General features: G+C 62.5%; 27 protein-coding genes. 14 read left to right on the plus strand and 13 right to left on the minus strand.

Translation table 11 applies throughout. The annotated features are described in order from the left end of the window. The first annotated feature begins 55 nt into the window (after positions 1 to 55). Positions 56 to 1,387 carry a YaiO family outer membrane beta-barrel protein gene (locus tag ACWHYV_RS16800; RefSeq protein WP_447977645.1) on the plus strand — a complete coding sequence of 444 codons (1,332 nt, stop codon included), beginning with the start codon at positions 56 to 58 and terminating at the stop codon, positions 1,385 to 1,387. Here the strand turns inward: ACWHYV_RS16800 and ACWHYV_RS16805 are convergent. From ACWHYV_RS16805 to ACWHYV_RS16815, 3 genes are read right to left on the minus strand one after another with little or no spacing between them, the layout of a single operon-like run. Further along, on the minus strand, positions 1,375 to 2,493 hold the full coding sequence (locus ACWHYV_RS16805; RefSeq protein WP_447977646.1) for a HEAT repeat domain-containing protein: 1,119 nt from the start codon (positions 2,491 to 2,493) through the stop codon (positions 1,375 to 1,377). The genes ACWHYV_RS16800 and ACWHYV_RS16805 overlap by 13 nt on opposite strands. Before the next feature lie 19 nt (positions 2,494 to 2,512). Further along, positions 2,513 to 2,911, minus strand: a complete 399-nt coding sequence (locus ACWHYV_RS16810) for a response regulator transcription factor (RefSeq protein WP_447977647.1) — start codon at positions 2,909 to 2,911, stop codon at positions 2,513 to 2,515. Next, complete coding sequence (locus ACWHYV_RS16815) at positions 2,911 to 3,822, minus strand: DMT family transporter (RefSeq protein ID WP_447977648.1); 912 nt, start codon at positions 3,820 to 3,822, stop codon at positions 2,911 to 2,913. The genes ACWHYV_RS16810 and ACWHYV_RS16815 overlap by 1 nt, the downstream gene beginning before the upstream one ends. Positions 3,823 to 4,107: 285 nt before the next feature. On the opposite strand from ACWHYV_RS16815, the gene ACWHYV_RS16820 reads away from it, so the two are divergent. Both ACWHYV_RS16820 and ACWHYV_RS16825 read left to right on the plus strand, forming a co-directional pair. Beyond that, complete coding sequence (locus tag ACWHYV_RS16820; RefSeq protein WP_447977649.1) at positions 4,108 to 5,646, plus strand: carboxypeptidase M32; 1,539 nt, start codon at positions 4,108 to 4,110, stop codon at positions 5,644 to 5,646. Positions 5,647 to 5,730: 84 nt separating this feature from the next. Beyond that, entirely contained in the window at positions 5,731 to 6,099 is a 369-nt protein-coding gene (locus ACWHYV_RS16825; RefSeq protein ID WP_447977650.1) for a flagellar brake protein, read from the plus strand. 67 nt (positions 6,100 to 6,166) lie between these two features. On the opposite strand, the gene ACWHYV_RS16830 is transcribed toward ACWHYV_RS16825, so the two are convergent. Together ACWHYV_RS16830 and ACWHYV_RS16835 are read right to left on the minus strand one after the other, a co-directional pair. Continuing rightward, positions 6,167 to 6,742 (minus strand): hypothetical protein, encoded by a 576-nt coding sequence (locus ACWHYV_RS16830; RefSeq protein ID WP_447977651.1) that lies wholly within the window; start codon positions 6,740 to 6,742, stop codon positions 6,167 to 6,169. A 115-nt stretch (positions 6,743 to 6,857) separates the two neighbouring features. Next, entirely contained in the window at positions 6,858 to 8,360 is a 1,503-nt protein-coding gene (locus tag ACWHYV_RS16835; protein WP_447977652.1) for an aldehyde dehydrogenase family protein, read from the minus strand. Positions 8,361 to 8,558: 198 nt separating this feature from the next. Between ACWHYV_RS16835 and ACWHYV_RS16840 the strand changes: the two genes are divergently transcribed. From ACWHYV_RS16840 to ACWHYV_RS16875, 8 genes are all read left to right on the plus strand, one after another. Further along, on the plus strand, positions 8,559 to 9,014 hold the full coding sequence (locus ACWHYV_RS16840; protein ID WP_447977653.1) for a Fur family transcriptional regulator: 456 nt from the start codon (positions 8,559 to 8,561) through the stop codon (positions 9,012 to 9,014). Positions 9,015 to 9,108: 94 nt separating this feature from the next. Next, positions 9,109 to 10,146: an extracellular solute-binding protein gene (locus ACWHYV_RS16845; protein ID WP_447977654.1), complete on the plus strand. Its 1,038-nt coding sequence runs from the start codon at positions 9,109 to 9,111 to the stop codon at positions 10,144 to 10,146. A 9-nt stretch (positions 10,147 to 10,155) separates the two neighbouring features. Beyond that, positions 10,156 to 11,742: an ABC transporter permease gene (locus ACWHYV_RS16850; RefSeq protein WP_447977655.1), complete on the plus strand. Its 1,587-nt coding sequence runs from the start codon at positions 10,156 to 10,158 to the stop codon at positions 11,740 to 11,742. Between the two features lie 82 nt (positions 11,743 to 11,824). Further along, positions 11,825 to 12,904 carry an ABC transporter ATP-binding protein gene (locus ACWHYV_RS16855; RefSeq protein ID WP_447977656.1) on the plus strand — a complete coding sequence of 360 codons (1,080 nt, stop codon included), beginning with the start codon at positions 11,825 to 11,827 and terminating at the stop codon, positions 12,902 to 12,904. 94 nt (positions 12,905 to 12,998) lie between these two features. After that, positions 12,999 to 13,424, plus strand: a complete 426-nt coding sequence (gene exbB / locus ACWHYV_RS16860; RefSeq protein WP_447977657.1) for a TonB-system energizer ExbB — start codon at positions 12,999 to 13,001, stop codon at positions 13,422 to 13,424. Beyond that, entirely contained in the window at positions 13,414 to 13,788 is a 375-nt protein-coding gene (locus ACWHYV_RS16865) for a biopolymer transporter ExbD (RefSeq protein WP_447977658.1), read from the plus strand. Before exbB ends, ACWHYV_RS16865 begins: the two co-directional genes overlap by 11 nt. Further along, positions 13,785 to 14,945 (plus strand): TonB family protein, encoded by a 1,161-nt coding sequence (locus tag ACWHYV_RS16870; RefSeq protein ID WP_447977659.1) that lies wholly within the window; start codon positions 13,785 to 13,787, stop codon positions 14,943 to 14,945. Before ACWHYV_RS16865 ends, ACWHYV_RS16870 begins: the two co-directional genes overlap by 4 nt. Before the next feature lie 125 nt (positions 14,946 to 15,070). After that, positions 15,071 to 15,520, plus strand: a complete 450-nt coding sequence (locus ACWHYV_RS16875; RefSeq protein ID WP_447977660.1) for a hypothetical protein — start codon at positions 15,071 to 15,073, stop codon at positions 15,518 to 15,520. A gap of 143 nt (positions 15,521 to 15,663) precedes the next feature. On the opposite strand, the gene bfr (ACWHYV_RS16880) is transcribed toward ACWHYV_RS16875, so the two are convergent. The 8 genes from bfr (ACWHYV_RS16880) to ACWHYV_RS16915 all read right to left on the minus strand — a co-directional run bounded on the left by bfr (ACWHYV_RS16880) (position 15,664) and on the right by ACWHYV_RS16915 (position 22,484). Beyond that, on the minus strand, positions 15,664 to 16,143 hold the full coding sequence (gene bfr, locus ACWHYV_RS16880; protein ID WP_447977661.1) for a bacterioferritin: 480 nt from the start codon (positions 16,141 to 16,143) through the stop codon (positions 15,664 to 15,666). 59 nt (positions 16,144 to 16,202) lie between these two features. Next, positions 16,203 to 16,679 carry a bacterioferritin gene (gene bfr / locus ACWHYV_RS16885; RefSeq protein WP_447977662.1) on the minus strand — a complete coding sequence of 159 codons (477 nt, stop codon included), beginning with the start codon at positions 16,677 to 16,679 and terminating at the stop codon, positions 16,203 to 16,205. A 352-nt stretch (positions 16,680 to 17,031) separates the two neighbouring features. Continuing rightward, positions 17,032 to 18,054 carry an FAD:protein FMN transferase gene (locus tag ACWHYV_RS16890; RefSeq protein ID WP_447977663.1) on the minus strand — a complete coding sequence of 341 codons (1,023 nt, stop codon included), beginning with the start codon at positions 18,052 to 18,054 and terminating at the stop codon, positions 17,032 to 17,034. Further along, positions 18,051 to 18,614, minus strand: a complete 564-nt coding sequence (locus tag ACWHYV_RS16895; protein ID WP_447977664.1) for a hypothetical protein — start codon at positions 18,612 to 18,614, stop codon at positions 18,051 to 18,053. Before ACWHYV_RS16895 ends, ACWHYV_RS16890 begins: the two co-directional genes overlap by 4 nt. After that, positions 18,614 to 19,309: an FMN-binding protein gene (locus tag ACWHYV_RS16900; RefSeq protein ID WP_447977665.1), complete on the minus strand. Its 696-nt coding sequence runs from the start codon at positions 19,307 to 19,309 to the stop codon at positions 18,614 to 18,616. The genes ACWHYV_RS16895 and ACWHYV_RS16900 overlap by 1 nt, the downstream gene beginning before the upstream one ends. Then, a complete protein-coding gene (locus ACWHYV_RS16905) occupies positions 19,285 to 19,746 on the minus strand; it encodes a hypothetical protein (RefSeq protein WP_447977666.1) in 462 nt (153 codons plus the stop codon). Before ACWHYV_RS16905 ends, ACWHYV_RS16900 begins: the two co-directional genes overlap by 25 nt. A gap of 86 nt (positions 19,747 to 19,832) precedes the next feature. Beyond that, positions 19,833 to 21,344, minus strand: a complete 1,512-nt coding sequence (locus tag ACWHYV_RS16910) for a hypothetical protein (protein WP_447977667.1) — start codon at positions 21,342 to 21,344, stop codon at positions 19,833 to 19,835. Positions 21,345 to 21,881: 537 nt separating this feature from the next. Continuing rightward, positions 21,882 to 22,484 (minus strand): hypothetical protein, encoded by a 603-nt coding sequence (locus ACWHYV_RS16915; RefSeq protein ID WP_447977668.1) that lies wholly within the window; start codon positions 22,482 to 22,484, stop codon positions 21,882 to 21,884. A 410-nt stretch (positions 22,485 to 22,894) separates the two neighbouring features. On the opposite strand from ACWHYV_RS16915, the gene ACWHYV_RS16920 reads away from it, so the two are divergent. From ACWHYV_RS16920 to ACWHYV_RS16930, 3 genes are all read left to right on the plus strand, one after another. Further along, a complete protein-coding gene (locus ACWHYV_RS16920; RefSeq protein WP_447977669.1) occupies positions 22,895 to 23,701 on the plus strand; it encodes an HD-GYP domain-containing protein in 807 nt (268 codons plus the stop codon). Further along, positions 23,698 to 24,192 (plus strand): hypothetical protein, encoded by a 495-nt coding sequence (locus ACWHYV_RS16925; protein ID WP_447977670.1) that lies wholly within the window; start codon positions 23,698 to 23,700, stop codon positions 24,190 to 24,192. Before ACWHYV_RS16920 ends, ACWHYV_RS16925 begins: the two co-directional genes overlap by 4 nt. Positions 24,193 to 24,280: 88 nt before the next feature. Beyond that, a complete protein-coding gene (locus ACWHYV_RS16930) occupies positions 24,281 to 24,460 on the plus strand; it encodes a hypothetical protein (RefSeq protein ID WP_447977671.1) in 180 nt (59 codons plus the stop codon). The last annotated feature ends 59 nt before the right edge of the window (positions 24,461 to 24,519 follow it).

A 24,519-nucleotide genomic window follows, 5' to 3' on the forward strand; every position in this document is an offset into this window, starting at 1 on the left:
AGACCGATCCTCCGGTCGAGCCTCGCGCGGTGCCCAAGTGACGCGTGCGGCTCGCGTGAGTATAGACTCGGGACCGTGGCGCACCCGGCTGGTCGTCGCGGTGATGTGCGGGGCGATGGTCCTTGCCGGCCCGACCTGGGCACAGGAACCGTCCGCCGAAGTCGTTTCTCCCGAGGTGCTCCTCCAGCAAGCGCAAGCACGTGAGGCGGCTCAGGCCTACGACGAGGCCATCGCACTCTATCGTCGTTATCTCGACCACCGGCCGGAGGATGACGAAGCCCGGGCGGCCATAGCACGCGTGCTCTCGTGGCAGGGGAACTATGGGGCGGCGATCGCTCTCTATGAGGACATTCTCTCCCGCCGTCCAGTCGACCATGATGTGCGCATCGCCCGTGCCCGTGTCACCGCGTGGCAGAAGCAGTGGCGTCGGGCACAAGCACTGTACGAGGAGGTCCTCAGGGACGAGCCGACCAATCAGGAGGCGAAACGCGGACTTGCCGATGTCCTATGGTGGAGAGGGCAACGCCTCGAGGCGTTGCGCCTGTATGAAGCGGTCTATGCGGTCACCGGCGAGGCCAACCTCGAAGCCCGAATCCGCGGCATCCGGGAAGAGCTGACGGCTCTGACGCCGGCGCAGGCCCAGCGTGCGCCGGTCGGCTCGACCACGGAGCTGCCGTCCATCCCCTTTCGCGACTACTACAAGCTCGGCTACAGTCACTTCACCTACACGAATCGGGTACCCGACGAGCGCGCCGGCCGGGTCGAAGTGGGCAAAGCGATCGGCGCACAGACGGTGGTCGGCCGGCTGGACCATGTGAACCGATTCGGCTTCCAGGACACACAGGTGTCGGGCGAGCTCTACAGCCCGTTCTGGGAGAAAGCGTGGGGCTATGTGGCGGCCTCGGCGGCCGTCGATGCCGATTTCTTGCCCGGCTGGATGCTCGGTGGGGAACTGTTCCAAGGATTGGGGGCCTTGCACCGAGGTCTCTCATTCATCGAGCCCTCGTTCGGATATCGACACATGGTATTTCGCGCCGCGTCCATCGACCTGCTCACGCCGGGGCTCACCGTGTACCTTCCCTACGATCTCTGGCTCACGGAAAAGCTGTACTACGTGCCCGACACCGGTGCGATGACGCTGTCCTCTCAACTGACCTGGCGACCCACCGACCGTGTCCAGGTGTTCGCGTCGTACGGGTTCGGCACGGCGGGAGAGCGGATCACGGCGACGCAGGATTTCACGAGGGTCTCGAGCCGCATCACCCAGGGCGGATTGATCGTTCCGATTTCATCCCTGCTCTCCGCCGAGGCGTCCGTGTATTACGAGGACCGCAGCATCCTCTATATTCGCCGTGGAGGGACCCTGAACCTGATCTACCATTGGTAGTCGCCCATGTCCTCCATGCGTCCGCTTGACGCCGGAGGACGTGCCTGCGCCCGTGCCGCCGCCTCGATAAACGGCACCAGGATGTCTCTGGCCTGCGGGTTGGTCTGTGCCGCTCGAATCGCAGACAACCGCGTCGGCGTCATGAACGGCAATTGGGCGAGCGCTTCAGCCGCTCGATAGCGCACCTCCCATTGCGGATCTCGCAGCAGCGGGAGGAGCCGATCCACATCCCCGTCCACCCCCATCTTCCCGAGCCCCCTGGCCGCCTCGGCACGGACCTTCCCGTTGTCGTCCGCCAGGAGACCGCGGACGAGCAACAGATCGTGCGGATCGGCAAAATGCCCGATGAGCTTGAGACACGCCACCCTGACCGCGGGGTCCTTGGTCTCCCTGATGAGAGCCCTGATTCGAGGCAATGCAGCGGCGCACTTCGTGACTTCAAGGTAATGAATCAACCGGACGGCCATCTCCGGCCGCGCCGTCGCCGCCGCTTCGGCCAACGGCTTCGCGATGGCGTCCTGCCCGGCCTCCGACAGAAGGCTCGCGACTTTTGCCGGAGACCAGTCGGCCCGGGAGGCCAGGAGCGGGGTCAAGATCGGCATGGCCGCCGTGGCATCGATATGGATCATTGCGCGGGCGGACGCCAACGACACCACATGATTCTTCGAAGCGGCCAGCACCGCGAGCTGTGGCCAGACGGAACGATCGCGCAAGTGTCCGAGGGTCACGATCGCGATCAACCGATTCGCGATGCTCGTGTGCATGAGCAAGCGCCTGGCCGCCTGATCCATGCCCGTGGATCGAGCCAGCTCGTTCAAGCCGCTCATCTTGTCCTCACCGAGCAAAGATTGGTGGAAGTAATTCCAGTAATAGAGAAAGATCGGCGCGTCCTTCTCGCTCACCGCGGGGATGGAGCGCGGCGTCTCGGCCAGGCTCTGAACGAAAATCGGGCGCCACAGGTCGTGGAAGCGCTTCCGGCGACGTGCACGATGGAGGTTGGAAAGTTTCAGAATGAAGACGCCGGCCAGGATCGCGGGGATCAGGACGATCTCGGCGACCCCGACGGCGTAGACGAGGCGTACCACCGCATCGGTCGGTGAATCCATCAAAGACCCGCGACGGTGATCAAGGGCCGGCTTTGAGAAAACGCCGCAGCCGGGCCATCAACTCCTTCGGATTGAACGGCTTGACGACGTAATCGTTCGCTCCGGCGTCCAGCGCCCGCACGATATCCCGCTCGCCCGATGCGGCGGTCAGCATGACGATGGGCACCGTCCGCCAAGACTCTTGACCCCGCATGTACGTCACGAGGTCCAGCCCGCTGTGGAACGGGAGCATGACGTCGAGGAGCACCAGACGCGGAGGCGCCATGGTCTCGATGAGCGCCCGTGCTCGACGCCCATCGACGGCGACTGCGGTCTGGTACCCTTCACGTTCGAGGAGAAAGCGAAGGAGCGAGACCATGTCCTCATCGTCCTCCACCACCAGGATGTGGGGGTGTGCGTTGGGAACCTCGCCGGCCATCACCCCACCCTTCGTGGATGCCGCGCCAACCGATTGACCAGCCAGACACCGGCCAGGATCAAGACGATGCCGCCCACCTCTTTCCGGTCGATGCGATCCCCCAGGATGGCGGCGGACAACACCAGGGCCGAAACCGGAATCAGGTTCACGAAGATGCCGGCCCGGGACGGCCCGACCCCGCGGACGCCGTACAACCAGGCCTGCTGCCCCATCGCGGTCGCGAACACGATGAGGTAGAGCAAAGCCGCCCATGAAGACGCGGCGACGGTCCCGAGCCCGTCCGCCAGCGCCTTCTGGTCGGTCCACAGCAGCGGCACTTGCCACATGGTGGATGACAGCAGCGTCGTCCAATTGACGGTCAGCGGCGACAGCCGCTCCATGATGCGCCGGCTGCCGATCGTATACAGCGCCCAACTGACGAGACCGAAGACGATGAGCAGACCGCCGAGCCATGGCTGCTCCCCCGCTGCTGCGCCCTCCCCGACGCCGGAGACCAACGCAACGCCCACGAACGAGACGAGGCACCCGGGCAGGACGAGACGAAACGGCACGTCCCGAAGCAGGATCGACGACAGAAAGGCCGTGATGGTGGGGCTGGCCCCGATGATGACGCTCGCCGCCGCGGCCCCGAGATGTCGCAAGCCGAACAAGGTCAACAGATGGTTGCCGAGCACGCCGAAGCCGAGGGCGGTGAGCACGAGGAGGTCACGGCCGGAGATTCGCGTCGCCGCAGCTTCCCGCCACCACCACAAGGGGATCAACAGGCACAGGGCGCCGACGCCACGAAGGACCGACACTTCGACCGCCGAGAAGGCTCCCAACGTGATCTTCTGCCCGACGATCGACCCGCCCCACAGAACGGCGGCCGCGGTCAGTGCGCTGTACGCAAGAAAGCTTGACCGGTCTTGCATCAGCCGTCAAACGTCAAAAAAATGTCCTTCTGGATCGTCGACCCAGAAGGACGGCGTCTCGAGCCGAGACTCGGGAGAGGCCCAGGCGGCGGCATTGGCGCGGCTTATAGCAGCGGCGGATCGAGCAGTCAAGGGATTTCTTTGATTCAACGCGGTGTTACATGGCCATGGGATCTGGAGCAGGACGCCCGGTGAGAACGACTCCTCCTTGCCATCGACAAAATATCCGTGCCTGCGTACACTGCACCGTTGCCGCCCGATGGGCCTCGTGATGGAGAGCCGCCGATGAAGACCCTGGCTACACTCGCTCCCTTGACCGCCCGGCTGCGCGAGATTCAGCACCTCAACAGTACCGCCTCCCTGCTGTCGTGGGACCAAGAAACCTACATGCCTCCCGGCGGCGGCGAGGCCAGAGCCGAGCAGATCGCAACACTCCAGACTTTGGCCCACGACCGGTTGATCGGTCCCGACATCGAACGGCTGCTCGGACAGTGGGTCGATCCGGCCACGGGTCAGGCGTCCGACGCGGGCGGAGAGCCATGGGATGAGTCGGCTCGAGCCCTCTTGCGGGAAGTCTGGCGGGATTTCAGCCGGGCGAAGAAGCTGCCCTCGGACTTCGTGAGCCGGCTCGCCCGTGAGACGTCGATCGCCCAGCAGGTATGGGCCGAGGCGAAACAGAAGAACGACTATCAGCTGTTCCTCCCGCACCTGCGGACAGTGCTCGCGCTCAAGCGGGAAGAGGCGGACTATCTGGGATATGCGGACAGGCCTTACGATGCCCTGCTCGACCACTACGAGCCGCGGATGACGGTCTCGCACCTGCAACCGATCTTTGCCGCGCTGAAAGCCCGCTTGGTGCCGTTGCTGACCCGAGTGCTGCAGTCGGACGTCAAGATCGACGACGGGGTCTTGTTCCAACGGTACCCGGCCGACCGCCAGATCGAGTTCGGCAAGCTGGTGTTGACCGCCATGGGCTACGACTTCCGGCGCGGGCGCCTCGACCTGTCGGCGCACCCGTTCACGACCTCCTTCCATCCCACCGACGTCCGGGTGACCACCCGGGTGTACGAGCAGGAGCTTCCCGCTTGCCTGTTCAGTTGTATTCACGAGGGGGGGCACGGCCTGTATGATCAGGGATTGGATCCGGATCGGTATGGGACGCCGCTCGGCGAGGCCCTCTCGTTGGGGATCCATGAAAGCCAGTCCCGGCTGTGGGAGAACTGCGTCGGGCGGAGCCGCCCCTTCTGGCGGTGCTTCTATCCGATGCTCCGGCAGGTGTTTCCCGAGCAACTGGACCACGTGGCGCTGGACGACTTCTACGCGGCGATCAATCGCGTCAAGCCGACCCTGATTCGCGTCGAAGCCGACGAGTTGACGTACAATCTCCACATCATGCTGCGGTTCGACCTCGAACAGGACCTGATCGAAGGGCGGGTCCGGGTGGAAGATCTGCCGTCACGGTGGAACGAGAAGATGCGCGAGTACTTGGGCATCTCGGCGCCCACCGAGGCGGACGGCGTGCTCCAGGACGTCCATTGGTCGCTGGGTGCGTTCGGCTATTTTCCCACCTACACGCTCGGCAATCTGTACGCCGCCCAGTTGTACGGACAGGCCCGCCGTGAGATGTCGCACCTGGATGCGGAGATCGAGGCGGGACGCCTGGTGGTGCTCACCAGGTGGCTCAACCAGAAGGTCCACCGGTGGGGGCGTATGTTCACCGCAGAGCACCTGATGCAGCGGGTCACCGGCGCCGCGCTGACGCCGGAGCCGTTCCTGCACTACCTTGAAACGAAATACGGCGAACTGTACCGATTGGGAGGATAGAGGCGACGATGAAGCCGCTCGCCGGATACCTGCCCCCGTTTTTTGGAGCGGCGACCGCCTTCTTGCTCCGGCCGAGGCCCGGCGGTGTCCGCTGAGCGGCGAGAGAGTTTTCGTCTGTCTACGACGATGCCCGTCGGCATCACGCTCGCCTCATCCGAGCAGGAGCCGCCGCTCGCGGAAAGCAGGATCAACATCAGCGCCGGCGGGATGGGCTTCCTCACCGCCAACCGGTACGGCGTCGGGGATCTCTTGCGGGTCGTGCTGGATCTGGGCCAGGGCTCGATCCTACGGGCGCAGGCCAGAGTGCTGCACTCGGATCCGCTCCCCCGCCTGCCCACGACTCGGCGTATCGGGGCGCGGTTCGTCGACCTCCCGCCTCATGATGAAGACCGGCTCGTCCGCTGGATTCTCCGGCGACAGGCCGAGCACCTGAAAGACCACTATGCGGTCTAGATCGCCGAGGCCCCCGAGAATCTGGCTTACCCCTGGATCAGGCGGGCGCGATGGACTGTGAGCGGGACTAGTAGCCGAGGGTGGCGTTGATGCGTGCGAGCACCGAGACCGGGATCAGGAACTCGCTTTTCGTCTCGATCCGGCTGGGGACGAGCAGGATCGTATGGAAGGAGACGTCGCGGATGGCGATCTTGAACTCGGGTTGCGCCGGCGTGCTGATCTCGACCGCCTCGACGGATTTGGTGATCGCATCGGTGTCCTGCGTCCCATAGTGGCCCACCACCGCGCGGAGAATCTCGATCACCTGCGCATTCGTGTCCGCCTGATCGCCCTCGGTCTTGTCGACCGCCTCGAGAACCAACTCGATCGCCTTCTCCGCCTGCTCGGTCACGCTGAAGTTTTCGACCCGCTCCTTGCGCCGCAACGACGTCAAGTCGTTGTCCAGATCCTTACTGAAGGCCCCGTAGGCGTACCGGAAGAACTCGAAGTGCAGCCCTTTCATCCCCTTCGCGAACATCTGCAACTCGCACAAGAAGGCGAGTTGCTGGAGCTTGACGTCGTTGAGCAGCCCATGCGGCTCGGCCAACTGGAGCAGATACAGCAGGAGCACGCGGTCCACGGTGATGTGGTTGGGCTTTCTCATGACAGGTTCAGGTTAAGGTTGAGGTTAAGGCAGAGCCAAAAAAGCAACGGATGGCTCAGCCTTAACACTTCCTCAACTTCCTTAACTTCCTCAACCTGAACCTCAGCCTCAACCTTCACTTAATCTCCGCCTTTAGGCCCTGGGCCATCACGATGGTCCTATCCAAGTTGTACGTGATGGCCTTGGGATGGGTGATCACGGGAAGCAGGCCGGCGGCGGACGGGATGAGGTTCCCGGACTGCTTCACCCCCCCGAACGGCATCCGCACACCGGCCCCGATGCACGGCAGGTTCCAGTAGAAGATGCCGCACTTCATGTGCTCCTCGGCATACTTGGCCTTCCGATAATCCTCAGTGATGATGGCGCCCGACAAGCCGTACTTGGTGTCGTTGTACACGCGGACGGCCTCTTCGATCCCGCGCACCGGGACGACCGCGACGTGCGGGCTGAACGCCTCCTCGGTCAGGCAGACACTGTCTGATCGCCACCGCCCCCGATAGACGAACGGCCTCAACCAGTAGCCCTTGGACGTCGGCGGGGGCTCGTTGTTGCGATCGAGGAGGATCTCAAATCCCTCGCGGCGCGCCATCTCGTTGAACCGACGCCCCTTTTCGACCCCCTGCTCATTGATCATCGCGCCATAGAACGCATGCTCGTCGAGGGGATTGCCGACCGTCACCCGTTTCGCCGCCGAGACGAATTGGTCGGTGAAGCGATCGGCGACGCGTTCGTCCACGAGCAAACGGCCGGCCGTGACGCACCGTTGTCCGGCCGTCTTGAAGGCGGACAGCACGCTTGCCGACACGGCCATGTCGAGGTCGGCGTCATCCATGATCAGGACGGCGTTCTTGCCGCCGGTTTCGATCGTACAGACCTTGTCCGCATGCGTGGCGACTTCCATTTTGATTTGACGCCCGACTTCGTAGCTGCCGGTGAAGAGCACGACCTGTGTCCTCGGATGCGAGACGAGGCGGCTGCCGACCGCTTCTCCCGTCCCTTGGAGCACTTGAAAAACGCCCGCCGGCACGCCGGCTTGTTCGAAGTACCCGGCGATCTTCGCGCCGCACAGGGGCGTGTACTCACTCGGCTTCAGGATCACGCAGTTCCCCACGACCAAGGAGAGGCCCGTCAGCCAGAACGGCAGCGCGATCGGGAAATTCCATGGCGTGATCGCGACCACCACCCCGCGCGGCTCCGACACTTCGAAACAGCGCTTGGTCGGCACCTCGTCGGCCAGCACCTTGCCGTACTGCCCGATGTGCCCGTAGGAGAACGCATACTCGGCGGTATGGATGGCTTCGATGACGTCCGCCCGAGCCTCGTTGATCTGTTTGCCCGCCTCATGCGCCACGACTTGCGCAAGCGATTCCTTGTCGGCCTCCATCAGCTTCGCGACCGCGAGCAGGGACTCGGCTCGCTTGACGAGCCCCAGCGCCCGCCAGCCGTCAAACGCCGAGGCGGCCGCGGCCACGGCGGCTTCCACGTCCTCGGCCGTCGACTGGGGGAACAGTCCGAGGACCTCATCCGGGTTCGCCGGATTCCGGCTTTCGAACCACTCCGTCTTGGGCGCGGTCTGCCACTTCCCATTGATGAAGTTGTCCACTTTCGCAACCGCCATCGTTCCCTCCCGGCCTGCCCGGTGAACCCGGTGAACAAGGCCTCTGTTCAGACTATAGTCGCTCGAAAAGGACGGGGTCAATGCAACGGCACCCCTGATGGCGGGCAAAGTCCGTCGCGGTACCGCCGTCCGACGTGCTGTAGCGTTGCGACGCTGGCTTGACCGCGACCCATCACTTGTCTTTTAATACTCACACGTATGAAAGAGCCGATGGGGGCCGGGGTGTCCAAACATTCAAAGGAAATCGAGGTCCTCAAGGACCACCTGGCCAAGCACCAGCTCAAGCTCACCCGCCAGCGAGAACAGATTCTCAACGTGTTCCTGAAGAACGAGCACATCACGGCGGAACAGATGTACCGCCAGCTCTCCAAGAAGGACCCCCACATCGGGCTGGCCACGATTTACCGGACCCTCAATCTGTTCTGCGAAGCGGGCCTCGCGCAGGCGCGGCACTTCGGCACCCAGACGCAGTACGACAACGTCAGCCACAAGGGCCACCACGATCACCTGATTTGCACGTCCTGCGGCAAGATCGTGGAGTTCGAGAATTGCGACATCGAGCGGCTCCAGGAAGAAGTGGCGCGCCGCAACGGCTTTACGATCGAAACCCACCGCCTCGAGCTCTACGGTCTCTGCGCCGGCTGCCGCCATTGACCATCGTCCACTTTTTTTGGTATCGTTTTGAGAGAACAAATCAATTTCATTTTCAGTCCCCGAACGGCCGGCGGGGGCGGAAACGGGGTAGGACGTGTCGGAATCCCGCATCACCCAGCGTATCCATCTGCCGGCCCTCCTGACGGCCCTGGTCTCGCTGTCGTTCTTCCTGGCGGTCGACAGCTTCGCCGCTGACCGCCTGGTCGTCTACTCAGGGCGCGCGGAACGCTTGATCAAGCCGGTCCTCGACGCCTTTCAAGCAAAGAGCGGCATCCAGGTCGATCTGCTGTCCTCAGGCACGACCGAGCTCGTCAACCGGCTCCAGGCCGAGGGGGAACGGACGCCCGCGGATGTGTTCATCACGAACGATGCCGGGAGCCTCGAGCGGGCGCGTGAGCTGAAACTCCTCCTGCCCCTGGATCCTCAGGCCTACGACGCAAAGATCCCGGCCGCCTTTCGTGCACCGGATAACAGTTGGGTGGGGATCTCGGGGAGATTGTGGGTGATCGTCTACAATTCGACACTGGTCAAGCCTGACGACATCGGGTCGATCCTGGACTTGGCGGACCCGAAGTGGAAGGGAAAGATCGCGATTCCGAACGCGGGAAGCGAGTACTTGCAGGCAGGCGTCTCCGTGATCAAGGCCGTGCACGGCGATCAGCGGACGCAACAATTCCTCCACGGCCTCAAGGCGAACGCAGGGAATCAGGTGTACGGGAAAAGCTCCCAGATCGTCGAGGCCGTGGCCAAGGGGCAGGCGGCGGTCGGCATCGTCAACCATTACTACATCTACCGATATCTGGAGGCGCAGCCGCACGCGCCGATCGCCCTGCTGATGCCCGATCAGCAGGAAGGGGGCATGGGGGTGATCCTCAACGCCGCCGGGGCCGGCATCGCGGCCCACAGCCGCCATCCGGAGCTTGCGAAGCGCCTGGTCGATTTCCTGATCTCGCCCGAAGGACAGAAGATGTTCGCCGACCTGAACAAGGAGTATCCGCTCAACCCGCAGATCCAGCCTGATCCCGCCCTGCCGCCGCGGCAGACCTTTCGCGCCGCGACCGTCCCGCTCGTCCGGCTCGGCGAACTGCGTGAACCGACCATGGGCTTGATCGAGCAGGTCGGGCTCCGCTGAGTCGCGCTGATGACCGCCGCCCTACGCCAAATCCTGCCGTCTTCTCTTTCCCTCCTGGGCGTCTCGGTCGCCGTGTTCGTCTTCCTCCCGCTGCTCTACATTACGGCTCTGGCGCTCTCGGCCCACGCGGACGTCTGGGCGCGGCTCTGGCATACACGCATTCCCGAGCTGTTGTCGAACACCGGCACCCTGGCGGTCGGTGTCTCGATCGGGACGTTGCTGCTGGGTGTGTCGCTGGCCTGGCTCGTCGTACGGTTCGACTTTTGGGGCCGCGGCCTCTGGCAATGGGCGCTCGTCCTTCCACTGACGATGCCGACATACGTGCTCGCCTACGTCTACACCTATCTCTTGGGCGTCGGGGGGCCGGTCGAGCAGGCCTGGCGGACGCTCGCTGGGCCGGACGCCAAGGTCTTTCCGCCTCAGAGCTTCGCCGGCGCCACACTCGTGATGACGCTCGATACGTTTCCCTTCGTTTATCTGCTCACCCGGGCGGCCCTCCTCAACCTCAACGTGTCCTTCGAGGAGGTGGGGCGGGCGTGCGGCCTCACCCGCCTGGCGATTCTCTCCCGTGTGACGCTGCCCCTCGTCAGACCCGCCATCGTGGCCGGGCTGTCGCTCGTCCTCCTCTACGTGGTCTCGGACTTCGGCGCCGTCTCTCTGCTCCGCTACCAGACCTTCACCTATGCCGTGTATCAGCAGATGACGGGCCGATACGACCAGGCGGCGGCTTCCGTGCTCAGCGTCCTGCTCGTTCTCGGTGCGCTGATCTTCCTGGCGGCGGAACGGTGGTTCCGAGAACGGAGCCGGTTTTATCAAACGACCGGCCGCTACCGGGTGGCCCCGCGAAAGAGGCTGGGGACCCCCGGCGGCGTCTTGGCCGCCGGCTACTGTGCGGGCGTGGTCGCACTCTCCTTTTTGATCCCGGCCTTTCTGCTCGTGAAATGGACGATCCTGGCAGCCGGGGAAGGCGCCATCGACGATCGGTTCCTTGGCTTCATCTGGAACAGCACGCTCCTTTCGAGCCTGGCGGCCACCACCGCGGTCCTGCTGGGCACGCCCCTCGCGTATTTGGCGACACGACGCTATTCCACGTTCAACATCCTCTGTCTGCAGGCGGCCTACGCGGGCTATGTGCTGCCCGGGCCGGTCGGTGCGCTGGCCGTGCTGATGCTTTTCTCGCATCTCGCTCCATTTTGGTATGGGACGATCCTGGTATTGGTCGTCGCGTATGTCGTACACTTTCTTCCCGCCGGCCTTCAGACGATGGAGCCGGCGCTGCAGCAGGTGACGCCGAATCTCGAGGAAGCGGCCCGCAGCTTGGGGCTCACGCCCTGGCAGTCCCTGCGTCGCGTGACCGTTCCTCTGGTGCGCAGCGGTTTCATCGTGGCGTGGGTCCTGGTCTTTCTCCAGTGCATGAAGGAGCTCCCGGCGACGCTGCTGCTCCGCCCGGTGGGGTTCGACACGCTCGCGGTTCGCGTCTGGCTCGAAGCCAGCGAAGAGTATTTTCAGCTCGCCGCCCCGGCCGCGTTGCTGATCGTGGTGATGACACTGCCGGCCTTGTTGCTCTTGGTCGCCAGGGATTGGCGTGCGGCCTGAGGCGGCCACGGCGACCCGTATGAGCCAGAGAACCGGCCGCCCTTTGTCTGGAATGACACCTGGGACTGACGTACGGACCGCCATGGCACCGCAGTCGGCCAATCGCGCGACAGTCCTGGAAGTATCAAAGATCTCCTGTGCCTATGAACCCGGGCGGCCGGCGATCGTCGACATCTCGCTGTCGGCACAGGAAGGGGAGATTCTCTGCCTTCTCGGTCCTTCCGGATGCGGAAAGACGACCACGCTACGAGCCATCGCCGGCTTCGAGGCGGTCGTGGCGGGAGAGATCTACCTGCAAGGGCGACTGGTCTCAAGTCGGGACTTCCTGGTGCCGACGGAACACCGCCGCATCGGCATGGTATTCCAGGAATACGCGCTGTTCCCGCATCTGCGCGTGGCGGACAACATCGCCTTCGGCCTCGGTCACCTCCCCCAGGCTCAACGGCGGGCGCAAGTGGAGACCATGTTGGCGCTGGTGGGGCTGACCGGGTTGGAGCGACGCTACCCGCACGAGCTGTCGGGCGGTCAACAGCAACGCGTGGCGCTGGCCCGTGCACTGGCCCAGAAGCCGGTCCTGCTCTTGCTCGATGAGCCGTTCAGCAACCTCGACCCCGATATGACCGGGAAGATGCGCGAGGAGCTCTTACAGCTCCTGCGCCACACGAACACGACCGCGCTCCTCGTCACCCATGATCATGAAGAAGCCTTTGCCATGGCGGATCGCATCGCGGTCCTGAACAACGGGCGCCTGGAGCAGTTCGACGTGCCGGAGGCGATCTATCACACCCCGGCCACCCCGTTCGTCGCCGATTTCGTGGGGCACGCTGATTTCATCCCGGGGACCGTGGTCGATGGGAAGGTCCTCACGGAGCTGGGCGAGTTCCCCACCCAGAGTCCGACCGCGTCGGGAACGTCAGTCGTCGTGATGATCCGCCCCGATGACATCCATATCGTGCCCCACGAGGACGCCAGCTCCAGAATTCTTGCCCGGCAGTTCCGCGGCTCCGAAAATCTGTATACGATCGCACTGCCGTCGGGCCGGCTCATTCACAGCAGCGAGGCCTCGACGAGCATCTACCCGGTCGGGACCGCGGTCGAGCTGACGATCATTGCGACCCACACCGTGTTGTTTGAAGAGAAGAATCTGGCCTCGCCGCCATGACCGTCCTGTTCGAAGAACAAATTGCGATTGACAGGGCCGGCTCCTTTTTGCTTATGGTACTGGCTTCACATTCACCGGGAAGCGGGATACGTCGATGGAAGCCTTGAAAGACGCGGTCGATTACGGAGTGATTGGATTGCTGATGGCGCTCAGCGTGTGGGCCGTCGCGGTCGCCGTCGAGCGGTGGCTGTTTTACCGGCGGGTCGACGTCACGCAATATCCCAACCAACAGGTGTTCGAGATCACGCTGACGAAACGGCTCGTCGTGATCGGCACCGTCGCGGCCAACGCCCCGTACATCGGCTTATTGGGCACGGTGCTCGGCATCATGTTGACCTTTCACACGATGGGAACGTCGGGCACGATGGCCGTGACGACGATCATGATCGGCCTGAGCCTGGCGTTGAAGGCGACCGCCGTCGGGCTTCTCGTGGCCATCCCCTGCGTGGTCATGAACAACGTGCTTCGCCGGCGGGTCAACGAGCTGATCACGCTGTACAAGGTCCAACATGGATCGTGAGCTCGATCAGATCAACGTCATTCCCTTGGTCGATGTCATGCTGGTTCTCCTCGTGATCGTACTGACGACGGCCACGTTCATCACGACCGGACATATCCCGGTCGATCTGGCGAAGGCAAAAGAAGCCGGAGACCGTAAAGATGTGCCGCTGGTCATCACGCTCACGGCGGACGGAGGGCTCTTTCTCAACGACCAGGCGGTTTCTGAAGATGGGATGAAAGCGCTGCTGAGCTCTCATCCGCGCGAATCCCTGGTGCTGGTGCGGGCGGATCGCGTCACCGTCTTGGAGCGTTTCGTCCAAGTTGTGGACGACGTCCGCGGGCTCGGGTTCAAGCAGGTGAGCTTGGAGGTCGTGCGGTCATGAGCACACTGCCGTTGCTCCACCTTCATGACCGCCGCCAGTCCCTGCAGGGCTGGGGGATTTCACTGGTTCTTCACGTTGGGGCCTTCGTGGTTGCCATGGTCCTCGTCGCCGACCTGAGATTGTCTCCTCAGCCGGAGCCCTTCCATTGGGATGTGGCGCTGGTAGATCCTCCGGCTAAGTCGGAAGCCCATCCTCCGTCGGAATCGACTCCACCTCCCTCGCCACCCGTTGCTCCCGCTCAGGTCCAGAAGCAGCCGGTCGAGCACCAGCCGGTCCGGCAGGTGCAGGTTGCGAGGCCGGTAGAGCAGACAGAGCAGATCGTGCAACAAGAGGTGAAGACCGTTACCCCGATCGTTAAGACCGTCCAACAGCCGATAGAGCAGCGCGCCCAACCGATCACTCCGCCCTCGCCGGTGGTGACCCAGCAGGTCCAACCGCTCCAAGAGGCCCCTCAGCAGACGGTCACGGAATCACCCCTTCAGCAGGCTGTGCGAGAGAGCCGTCCCGTCGAGCACCGGGTCGTGGCCGAAGCCCAACCCGTCGTCCAACAGTCGGTCACCCATGCGGAGGCCGTAGAGGCCGCTGAATCGGTTCGCCCCCAGGAAGCCGCCGTGGTGTCAAAGCCCGTGACGGAGGCGACCCCATCCGAAGTGGTCGAATCGGTGGCCGCAGCCGTTCACACCCCGGCCCCTGTTGCATCCGCGCCGTCCGTTTCAGAGAGATCCGTGGTCGAGACGACGCCGGCACCGGTGACCGCTCCTCAGGAAGCGCCGGTCAAGGAAACGGCGTCGGTGGTGGCCCGGGAGCTGCCAGCCATGGAGCACGCGCCGGTCGAGCAAAAAGCGGTTCGTTCAGCCCCAGCGACCAAAGCCGACTATCAATGGCTGGTCGAGGCTCTCTGGAACCGGGTCATGCAGCTCAAGCGGTATCCCTACATCGCCCGGCTGAATCGGTGGGAAGGACAAGTCGTGCTCCGCGCCGTCATCAAAGCAGACGGCACGGTCGCCGAGTTGGAAATCGCCAAAAGCTCGGGGCACACGATTCTCGACAAGGATGCGATGGAAGTCATTCGTCAAGCGTCGCCGTTGAAGCTGAAACACCCGTTGGGAAAGCCTCAGATCGTGGTGAACGTGCCCATCAGCTACACCTTGCAATAGCGCGGAGTCGCGGGCGTTGGTGCGCGGTCGATTCCTAGCATACTGAGTCGTCGTCGAAGGAAGGATTGTCCTATTGTTTGCAGATCCACCCAGACGGATCTGCTCATGGTCGGGGGGAAGGTACAGTGAAGACACTGCCGTTACTGATGAAATGGTCCATCGTTCTGTTGGCTGTCTGGTCGGCGGTGGGGGCGCCACCGAATGCCTGGGCGCAGAACAAGAGCGAGAAGAGCTTCACCGCCGTCGTGACCGATGCTCAAGGACTCGAGACGGAGGTCAAGAATTTTCTCTTCTATTGGGAGGAGAAGGTCAGCGAGACGGCCTTTGTTCCCCATGAGCTCAAACAGGTCCCCGTCAAACGAGGTACCTCGACGGTCAACGTCCGCTTCGAGACGATCAAACAGATCGACGTGAAGCCAAGCGAAGACAAGGCTCCTCCCGTGTTCCTCATCACCCTCGGGAACGGCAAGAGCGGCGAGTTCGCCCTCGCCATCATGGGGAGCTTCAAGGGGGAATCCGATTTCGGCGAGGTGGAGTTTCCCGCCCACAGTGTGAAAAAGATCATGTTCCGGTGAAGTTCGGGAGCAGTCGCTTCCCGACCACGCCACCGGCGGAGCGTGCACGCCGCTCGTCGGCTCCGTCACGGAAATGCCGGATCGGGAAGCTGAGACTGTCTCACCGGCACGAGGTCCTCCGAGAGGACTGAGCTCGCGACCGCTTAGCTGCCTTCTTTCTTGATCTGCTCGCTCAGATAGTTTTCCAAACCCACCTGTTTGATCGTCCGCTGCTGCGTCTCGATCCAATCGATATGCTCTTCCGACTCCTTGATCATGTCTTCCAGCTTGTGACGCGTCGTATAGTCGCCGACCTTTGCACAATGATTGATGGCCTCCTGCAGGAGCTTGACGTCCTCCTGCTCCAGGGCCAAGTCGGCGTTGAGCAGCTCGGGGATGCTGTCCCCGCCCTTGACGGTTCCGAGCCGCTGCATGTCCGGCTTGCCCTCGAGGTAGAGAATGTGGTCCATCAACTGGGACGCATGATCGACTTCCTCGGTCCCGCGTTCCCTGAACTCATGTCTCAACCGCTCATAGCCCCAGTTGTCGCACATCGAGGCATGGAGCAGATACTGATGCAGCGCGGTCAGTTCCGCCGTCAGGACTCGGTTCAACAAATCGACAACACCCTCTTTCGGCTTCATGGCTTCCCCCGCAGCTTGGTCGGTTCAATTCCGTCCACGGCAACCGGCCTGAATCGATCTCACGATTCCTTCTTGATCTGTTCGCTGAGATAGTTTTCGAGCCCCACCTGCTTGATCGTCTCCAATTGCGTCTCGATCCAGTCGATGTGCCCGTCGACGTCCTTCACCATGTCCTCGAGAAGGTGACGGGTCGTGTAATCGCCGACCTTCGTACAATGGGCGATTGCCTCGGTATGGAGCTTCAGCATCTCCTGCTCAGCCCGAAGGTCGGCCTTCAACTGCTCCGGGACCGTCTCGCCGACCTGCACCGTCCCAAGCCGCTGCATGTTCGGGACCCCTTCCAGATAGAGGATGTGCTCGATCAACTCCTCGGCATCCTTCATCTCATCGAAGCTCCGCTCCCGGACTTTGTGGTGGAGGCGCTCGTAGCCCCAGTTTTCACACATCTTGGCATGCACGAAGTACTGATTGATGGCGGTGAGATCCGCCGTCAGAATCTTGTTCAATTGCTCGACCACACCCTCTTTGGCCTTCATGACTCCCTCCTTGCGTAAAGGCCCACGACTCGGCGCGCGGAGGCGCTCGTCCTGTACCGATTGCAACACAGCCCCCGGGGCCGATTCAAGCACAATACGTATTGCGAGAGATTTTGAATTTCGTTGTTGCCGAGGTTGAGAGTCGCTTTCAAGCGCGAGCGCCCGGAGACTCTCTAGTCGGAACTCAGGCGCAAAGAAAAAAGAATCAGCGGGCAAGGACCTTGACGATCAGCAAACACGACGGCGAGGGCACCGTGAATGACTACAGCGGAAGTCTAAGTGGGCACAACCCCTTCAAACGAGGTGGAGGCATCGCGGAACGGTTTGGCCTTTTCCACTCACTTTCACTCGCCTATGTCCCTGGGTCAGTGAGGATCAGTCGCGCCTTCAATCCCGAGGAGATGCGCAGGCGCCCTTCTCGATCGACGATGATCGCTTCGACGCCCGGCAGTCGTTCGACCAGGTCCATTCCACGGTCCGGGCCCATGACAAAAATGCCGGTATCCAGCCCATCGGCCACGACGCCTTCCTTGGCCACCACCGTCACGCTTTGGCATCCGCGCGCGGGTTGGAGCGTCCGCGGATCCAAAATATGGTGGTATCGTACGCCGTCGCGTTCGAAGAAGCGCTCGTAGTCCCCGGCCGTGGAGATCGCTTCGTCGCGAAGCTCCAGGCGGCCGAGTAAGGCCCCCTCCTGACGAGGATGCTGGATCCCGAACACAAAGGCCTCGCGATCCGGAGGTTGACCGAAGGTCTTGATGTCTCCTGAGAGCGCAACGACCCCCGCGATCGCGCCCGCTCTCTGCATGGCCGTGACCGCATAATCGGCGGCAAACCCCTTGCCGATCCCCCCGACGTCGACCCGCATGCCGGCCCGCGTCAGAAAGGCCGTGCCCGTGCGGAGATCGAGTTGAAGCCCCGCGAGATCGATGATCGGGTACAGGCGCGCGAGTTGTTCCGGGTCTGGTATGCGGGCCTGTTCGGTCACGCTCCAGGCGTCGATGACCGGCCCCATCGTGATATTGAATGCTCCGTCTGTGAGCCGGGCCATCTCGAGGGAGCGCTCGAGCAGGGCAAGCGTGTCAAGGCTCAGCGAAACGGGTGCTCGGCCAGCCGCTGCGTTCAGCCGGGAAATCTCGCTGGTCGGGATCCATGTACTGAGGAGCGCCTCCAGGCGACGGATCTCGGAGAAGGCGGCCCCCGCCGCCTGCTGAGCCGTGGCGTCATCAGGCGCCACCGCCGTGACGAAAACCAAGGTCCCCATCAACATCTGGCTCCGCTTGACGACCACGGCGTCCGCGGCCGCCGATGGCGCGAGCCCTGAGAACAGGAATGCAAGCAGCAGGAAACAGGAAGCGCGGAGCGGGGGGATCACGGCAAGCGCGGCTGTGGGTGCTCGGCGAGCAGGGGGGCCGAACGCTCCTCGGCCGGACGGCCGGGCGCCATCAGCGGGCGGCGCCGGATCCACAGCTCGTAGAGGGGCACGAAAAAGAGTACGAGGAACGTCGCGGCGAGCAAGAGATCCCCGAGCAACATCGTCAGCGCAAACACCGGCGAGAGATAGCGAATCAACCACGGCGAGATGAGATCGAGAAAGATGGCCGCGAAGGAGGCCCAGGTGGTCCACACTTTCGTCCGCGGCTTGGCGTCAGTCAGGTAAAGCACATGGATGAGGATCAGATAGAGGACGGGCATCGTGAACAGATGGAAGTGAGTGATTTCCGCGAGCTCCCGAAACGACATGGGCTCCCCATAGGTGGCGTCGGAGCCCAGGTAATGGTCGGCGACCTGGCGTGGGGACAGCTCCGTCATGCTGTGGGCCCAAAAGAATGAGAACCCGAAGGCACCCAGCATGAAGAGGAGGAACATGGTATAGATCAATCGGATATGCCGATCGCTGTCGCGGAGCTTGAACCGAACGTTGAAGTTTCGCATCAGCGTCCGAACATGTCGTCGAACATCCGGCCCAAGAAGCCTTTTTGCGCCCGCCTGGCCTGCACCGTGTCGCTCCCTTTGCCGAGCGGTTTGAGATAGAACTCATCCACCAAGACGAGCGTCCGTTTCACTCCCGCGTTGAGTGAACGCACCGACATCGTGGCGCCCGTAATGTTGATGATGTCGCGATTGATGCGGATGGGATCGAAGACGGTCTTGCCCTCGTATTGGGCATTGAACCGCTTGGTGCGCACCTCGGATCCTTTGGCCTCCCGGTACACAAGAACCTCGAGGTTGGTCACCTCGCCCTTTTGGTCGACCCCGACCATATACGTGATCGCTTTGTGCTTGCCGATCGTGTTTTGCACGACCGCATATCCGTCGACCTCCGCACCGGTCTTCCCGATGTACACTGTGAATTCATTTTCAGGGAAATGCCATCCGATGCGCTCCTCGACCATCTTCTTTTGGTCGGGGCTCAGGCGCAGAATCTCCTGCCCGATCCGCTCCGACTTGGGAAACATGAGGCGCGCGGCTTCATCCTCCGTCAAGAACACTTCTTCCTCGGCCATCTCCTGCGGGGTCAGATATCGACCTAGCTCGGCATCCCACACCCGCTCCGACGACGCCGGCCCGACGTTTACGACGCCGACGAGAAGGACGACCGTCGTTATGCGGACTGCGCGTGTGAGCATCCTTGGTCCTTCAACTTAGAGTTGATGCGCCCCATGACCGAGGCCATCGCCTGTTCGGACGGTTCGATGGGCCACCAGCGGGTGGCCCCGCTGCTCACCCCTCCCTTGAGATGCCAGCGCTCTCGGTTTTCGGTCACATTGACCTCAGTGACGTCGTTGAGCCGCTTCAGCGTTACGATCATTCGCGCCCGCTCCTTGTCGTCGAAGGCGTTTCTCCGGAACACGCCGAACCCCCGCTCCGGAGCCGCCATCTCGGTCCACCCGCTTTCGATCACCCCGCGTTCCTTGTCTTTGACGGCCAGCGGTCTGTCCTTCATCGTATCGAGCGCCGCTTGCCAGACCATGTCATACGGGCAGACGACATACTGCTCTTTCGACAGTCCGGCGCAACCGGTCAACATGACCGACAGGATGATGGCTGAGAACGTCCTCAACATCGTATGCACCTCTTTAGAAAAAAACGGGGCGGCCCGGAGGCCGCCCCTGTGAACGCACAGCTGCTCCCGAAGCTAACGAGAAACGATCAGAAATAGGTCGCGGCCGACAAGAGAAAGGCCGTGTCGTGGATGCGTTGATTGTTGACGCTGATCTCCTTTGGACTATATTGAAAATCTGCCTTGAACACCGTGTCCTCGGTCGGCCGGAAGTTCAACCCGAACGTGACCCGCTCACGCTCGTTGAACCCATTCGTTGTAGCATTCTGATTGGTGTTGATCTGATCCCACCGCACGACGGCCGTAAACGTGGAGATTTCCTGCCGGAAGAAGCTCGGCGCCATCCGGGTCATCCACTCAGGCAAGAAGTGATAGCGGCCTTCGATGTAGTAGCCGTGCATGCGCTCTGGGCAGGGATTCCCCGTCAACGTGCCGGCCCCTGAACTTCCGAACGTCGTCGATCCAACACAGGTGGTCCCGTTGAGATTGCGGGCATTGTCCTGCATGTAAACCCAAACCGATTCGCCGACCAACTCAAATGGTCCGCGAACAAAGGTCCAGTCCACGGCCCAGATGCCCATCTTACGATCGCTGAACGGATCGTACGTGCCATAATACCCGGAGCCGCTGACCTCTAAGCCCAGAAACGGGCTGAATGCAAGACGGCCGACGACGGCCTTGCCGCTGTTGTTGTCTAGCCCATTGCTGACATTGGACTTGCGCTGCCGGGTGTTTCGTAGGCCGTTGATCTCGTTGACCTGAGCCGTACAGGCAAATGTATTGGCCGAGGTGCTGCCGGCTGGGCAGCCATTGTTGCCGACGTTGGAGTTGAACCCGTTGGATCCCGTAGTCACATAAAACTCGTAATCTAGTTTCGAACGCCGCGACGGGTACAGGGTCCCGTAGAAGCCCGCGCCGGTTTCCGCCATGACGACGGGCAGAATGAACTGGCTCACGAGCGGCCGCTCGGTGAGATCTTGGAGTGGTGCGTCATGCAAGAGGTTGAACTTGCCGATCGGCAAGAGGATGATGCCCGCGCGCAAGTTCACCATGTCGTTGACGAGATAGTCGATGGTCGCAAATTCCAGGCTGATTTCGTTCTGACCCGTGTTTGCGCGGATGCCATGCTCGATTTCCAACTCGGATGCGAACTTCACGTGTTCGCTGATGTCTCCATAAATGAACGGGACGAACCGATTGACTTCCATGCTCGGCACGCCGACCGGGCTCGTCCCAGTCGAGTTTGGGTGTCCCCGGCGCGCCCGGCTGATGAACTCGAAATCCATGTACCCGCCGACGATGGCCTTCGGGTTGGCGACGAAGGGACGGGCATAGATCAATTTACCGGACCCTTGCATGATCGACCCGTACTTGCGCTCCGCCCCCTGGCCTTCTGCGCCTAACTGCTGCACATTGGGCGCCTCTCCCGGCCGTGTCGCCGGGGGCTGCCCCTCCACTTCGCGCTCGCGCGCCTCGTGCCGTTTCATGTCCTCGATCGTCTGTTCGAGACGCTGCAGACGCTCTTCGGTCGTCTCCGCGACGGCGACGCCCGTTTGTACCGCCAAACACACGACGATGAACCCGTACCACAACCGTCCCATGCTCCCCTCCTGTAGGTGATAGTGCCGATGCTTGGGACGCTGCGGTCCTCTGAATCTTCCGACGTGCTCTTGCTACACCTCGTGCCTCTCGTTAAACAGCCGGTCTCGGCGCCGGACTCGGCGTCACGTCCACCATCGCATCAAACGGAATCAAGACCAATCGCTTGCACCGCTTGCATTTCAGCTCGACGCCGTTCGTGCGTAGTTTGGCGACGAGGTGCCCGCAATCGCAGCGGGCCTCTTCCCCGTGCAGATCTGGTTGACATTCATTCATACGTGAAGGGTGTAACGCGGATAGAATGAAATTGAGAACGAATATTAATATTGAAAACGGGGACCGAATGTCAATAGAAATGTGAGTCCGGCGCCTACTCTTTTTTCATTGGCCAGGGAAGAAACGCCGGGGACGGGAAGAATCCGGTCCTCTGGGAGGCCAGTGGCCGCCATAAGAAGATCCGAGGCGCATCAATAGGGAAATCCATTGGCTCTCGAATCCGTCATCTTCACGTGAGGCGGATCAGAGCGGCAGCAGAGCGATCATGATGTGTGGTGGCGGCGGAACCACCAGAACCGAGGGTAGGGCGGCACTTCGAAGATACGGGTTTCGACAGTCGCCGGTGTGAGCAATGCGGTCGACAGAGGCCGCTCCGAGAGCACGGGATACCCCTGCAGTGCGTCGCGGACTTCCGCTTCCGGCTGGGCCACGGCTGAGAGCAGGACGCTTCGATTGTACTGGGGCGATTCGATCCCTAATCGCCACGTCCCGACATAGGTCACCTGTCCCTCCTCGACGTGAAACTTCGGCGCGAGCCCTGCCATGCCGAGGAACGCCCCTTCCGAGATTTGAAGACGGCTGAGCTCGTAATCTCCGGCGGGAAGGGGCAGTACGAACCAGGAATCGGCATCCTGCACGTCCACGCGATACCGTTCATCCGTACGGCTGTTCACCAACTCGAAGAACCGCAGTTGCGGTTCGAACCATCGCGTGGTCGGGCCCATCAGCACCGTCACGACACGACCGACGACGATCGCTTGCCGCTCGGATGTTTCGGGCAAGGCCGTAGGGACGGCAGGAAGAGTAGCGACGCAGCCGACCAGGCCGGCCAACAAACCGAACGTGAGGACGACGTTCGCTTTCATGGCTCACCCTACCATACTCGGGCTTGCCGTCGCAGCAACCCGCATGGTTCCCACCTCAAAGCAGAAATGATTTGACAGCGACCCGGCCCGCCGTTTATACTGAAAATGATTTTGAGAAGCAATATTAATTTAGCCGACTCACAAAGAGCCAAAAGTGATGGCCAAGACCCGCACCACAGGCAATGAGGTCCGTTGTCATTGTGGCCAACTGCTGGCGCGCCGGGGCCCCGGCGTCGTGGAGATCAAGTGCAGACGTTGCCGGAGGGTCATAACCCTGCCCTTCAAATCAGGGAGGCGCTGATGTGGTAGCCCCTGCTCCTGTCCTGAAATTCGAGGCCACAGGACTCCACGTCCAGAGCCCAAAGCCACACCCGGTTTTGGGCTTTTGTTTTGTTCAGGGAGGATCGATCATGACAGCAGATGATGCTTCGGTCTCGGCGCTCGATCGACTGTTCCAGTCCATGCCACCGTCGGACGACGAGGCGCTTCGCCGTCTGACGGTAGCCCTGCGAACCCACGATCCCCGCGCGTATGCGCACGGCATCAGGACCGCGGAGTACGCGGTCGGGTTCGCACACCGGCTTGGGTTGTCGGGGACGGCGCTCGTGGAGCTTCATCTCGCCGCGGTCTTCCACGACATCGGAAGGCTGACGCTTCCTCCCGAGCTGCGTGAGAAGGACGGGCCTCTGACCGCGGAGGAATATGCCGCGATCCAAAGCCACCCGCGAGCGGCCATGCACCTGCTCGCGCCGTTCTCCTTCCTCCGAGGGCCGGCGCTGCTCATTGCCCACCATCATGAGCATTGGGACGGGTCGGGCTATCCCTATGGGCTCCGAAGGGAGCTTATTCCGTACGGCTCGAGAATCCTGGCGGTCACCGACATGTTCGAGACGCTGCTCTCTCAGGAGAGACCCGACGCTCGACGGACGCCTTCGCTGGCGCTGCGCATGCTGCACAGCGTCGCGGGCTCCCAGCTCGACCCAAGTCTCGTTCCAGTCTTTGAAGCTTGGGTTGGGGAACACCTCCATCTCCTCCGGTTCGAGCTTACCGGCGACGAGGTGGCGACAGGGCAGGCGGTGCCACCTGCCCATCCGGGCGGAAGCCCTCGTTCCTCCGGGCTTCCGCCCTTTCCATCCCGGTGTGGCGTCGCTCTTGCGGAAACCTCCTGCCGACCGCGCCATCAACAGGAAGCAGCGAAGCTGTGGAGGTCGCCATGATTCGCGTCGGTTCCCGACCGCCCCTTGTTCGCATCCCTGCCCTCGCCGGAGGGACCCTACGGTATGTCGCGCTCCACGAGTTTCGGCATCGATGGGTCCTGCTCTGTTTCCTCCCGCAGCTCACCTTGGCCGATGCGCTGAGGATCGCCGGGCAAGCCGGATTCGGCCCGTCGGCTGAGAGCTCGGCCGACCTCATTGCCGTGGGAGACGACGGCGCGCTCCTCACCGAGGACTGGGCGCATCATGCCGCGCTCCGCGACCTGGTCCTAGGGGCGGATCCCATCGGGCGCCTGCATCGAGCCTTCGGTGTGGCGTGGGGAACGGCGCCGCGGCGCTGTCATAGCTTCGTGATCGACCCTGAGGGGATGCTCCAATTTTTCATGGTGCACGAGCTGAGAGGGCACGGCCTCGGGACACTTGCCGAGATCCTGAAGGCGGGCTTCACTCGATCCAAAAGAGGCGAGGATCTCGAATCTGAAACGCACACGTAGCAGCGAGCATCCCGGCGGGACCATTCCTGCCGAGAGGCCGAGCGGTCTTCTCGAATGAGCCCTGATGGCTGAAAGGAAGAGGCCCATCATGCGAATCATCGAGTGCTTGCGCTGCCGGCAACGGGCGCTGATGCCGACCGGCGGCTTCTGGCTTTGCGGGGAATGCGGCTATGCGATCACCTACGCCGCGCTGTGCGCGGAAGCCGGCGGTCACACGGCTCGCCCGTTACGAAAGCGGTCCCACGAACACGGGACGAGGCCGAAATGAGGCGCCGTACGGCAGGAGGAGTCATGACGCCGAGAGGATGGGATGATGAGGACGGCGTG

The sequence above is a fragment of the Candidatus Nitrospira bockiana genome (genome assembly GCF_965152565.1).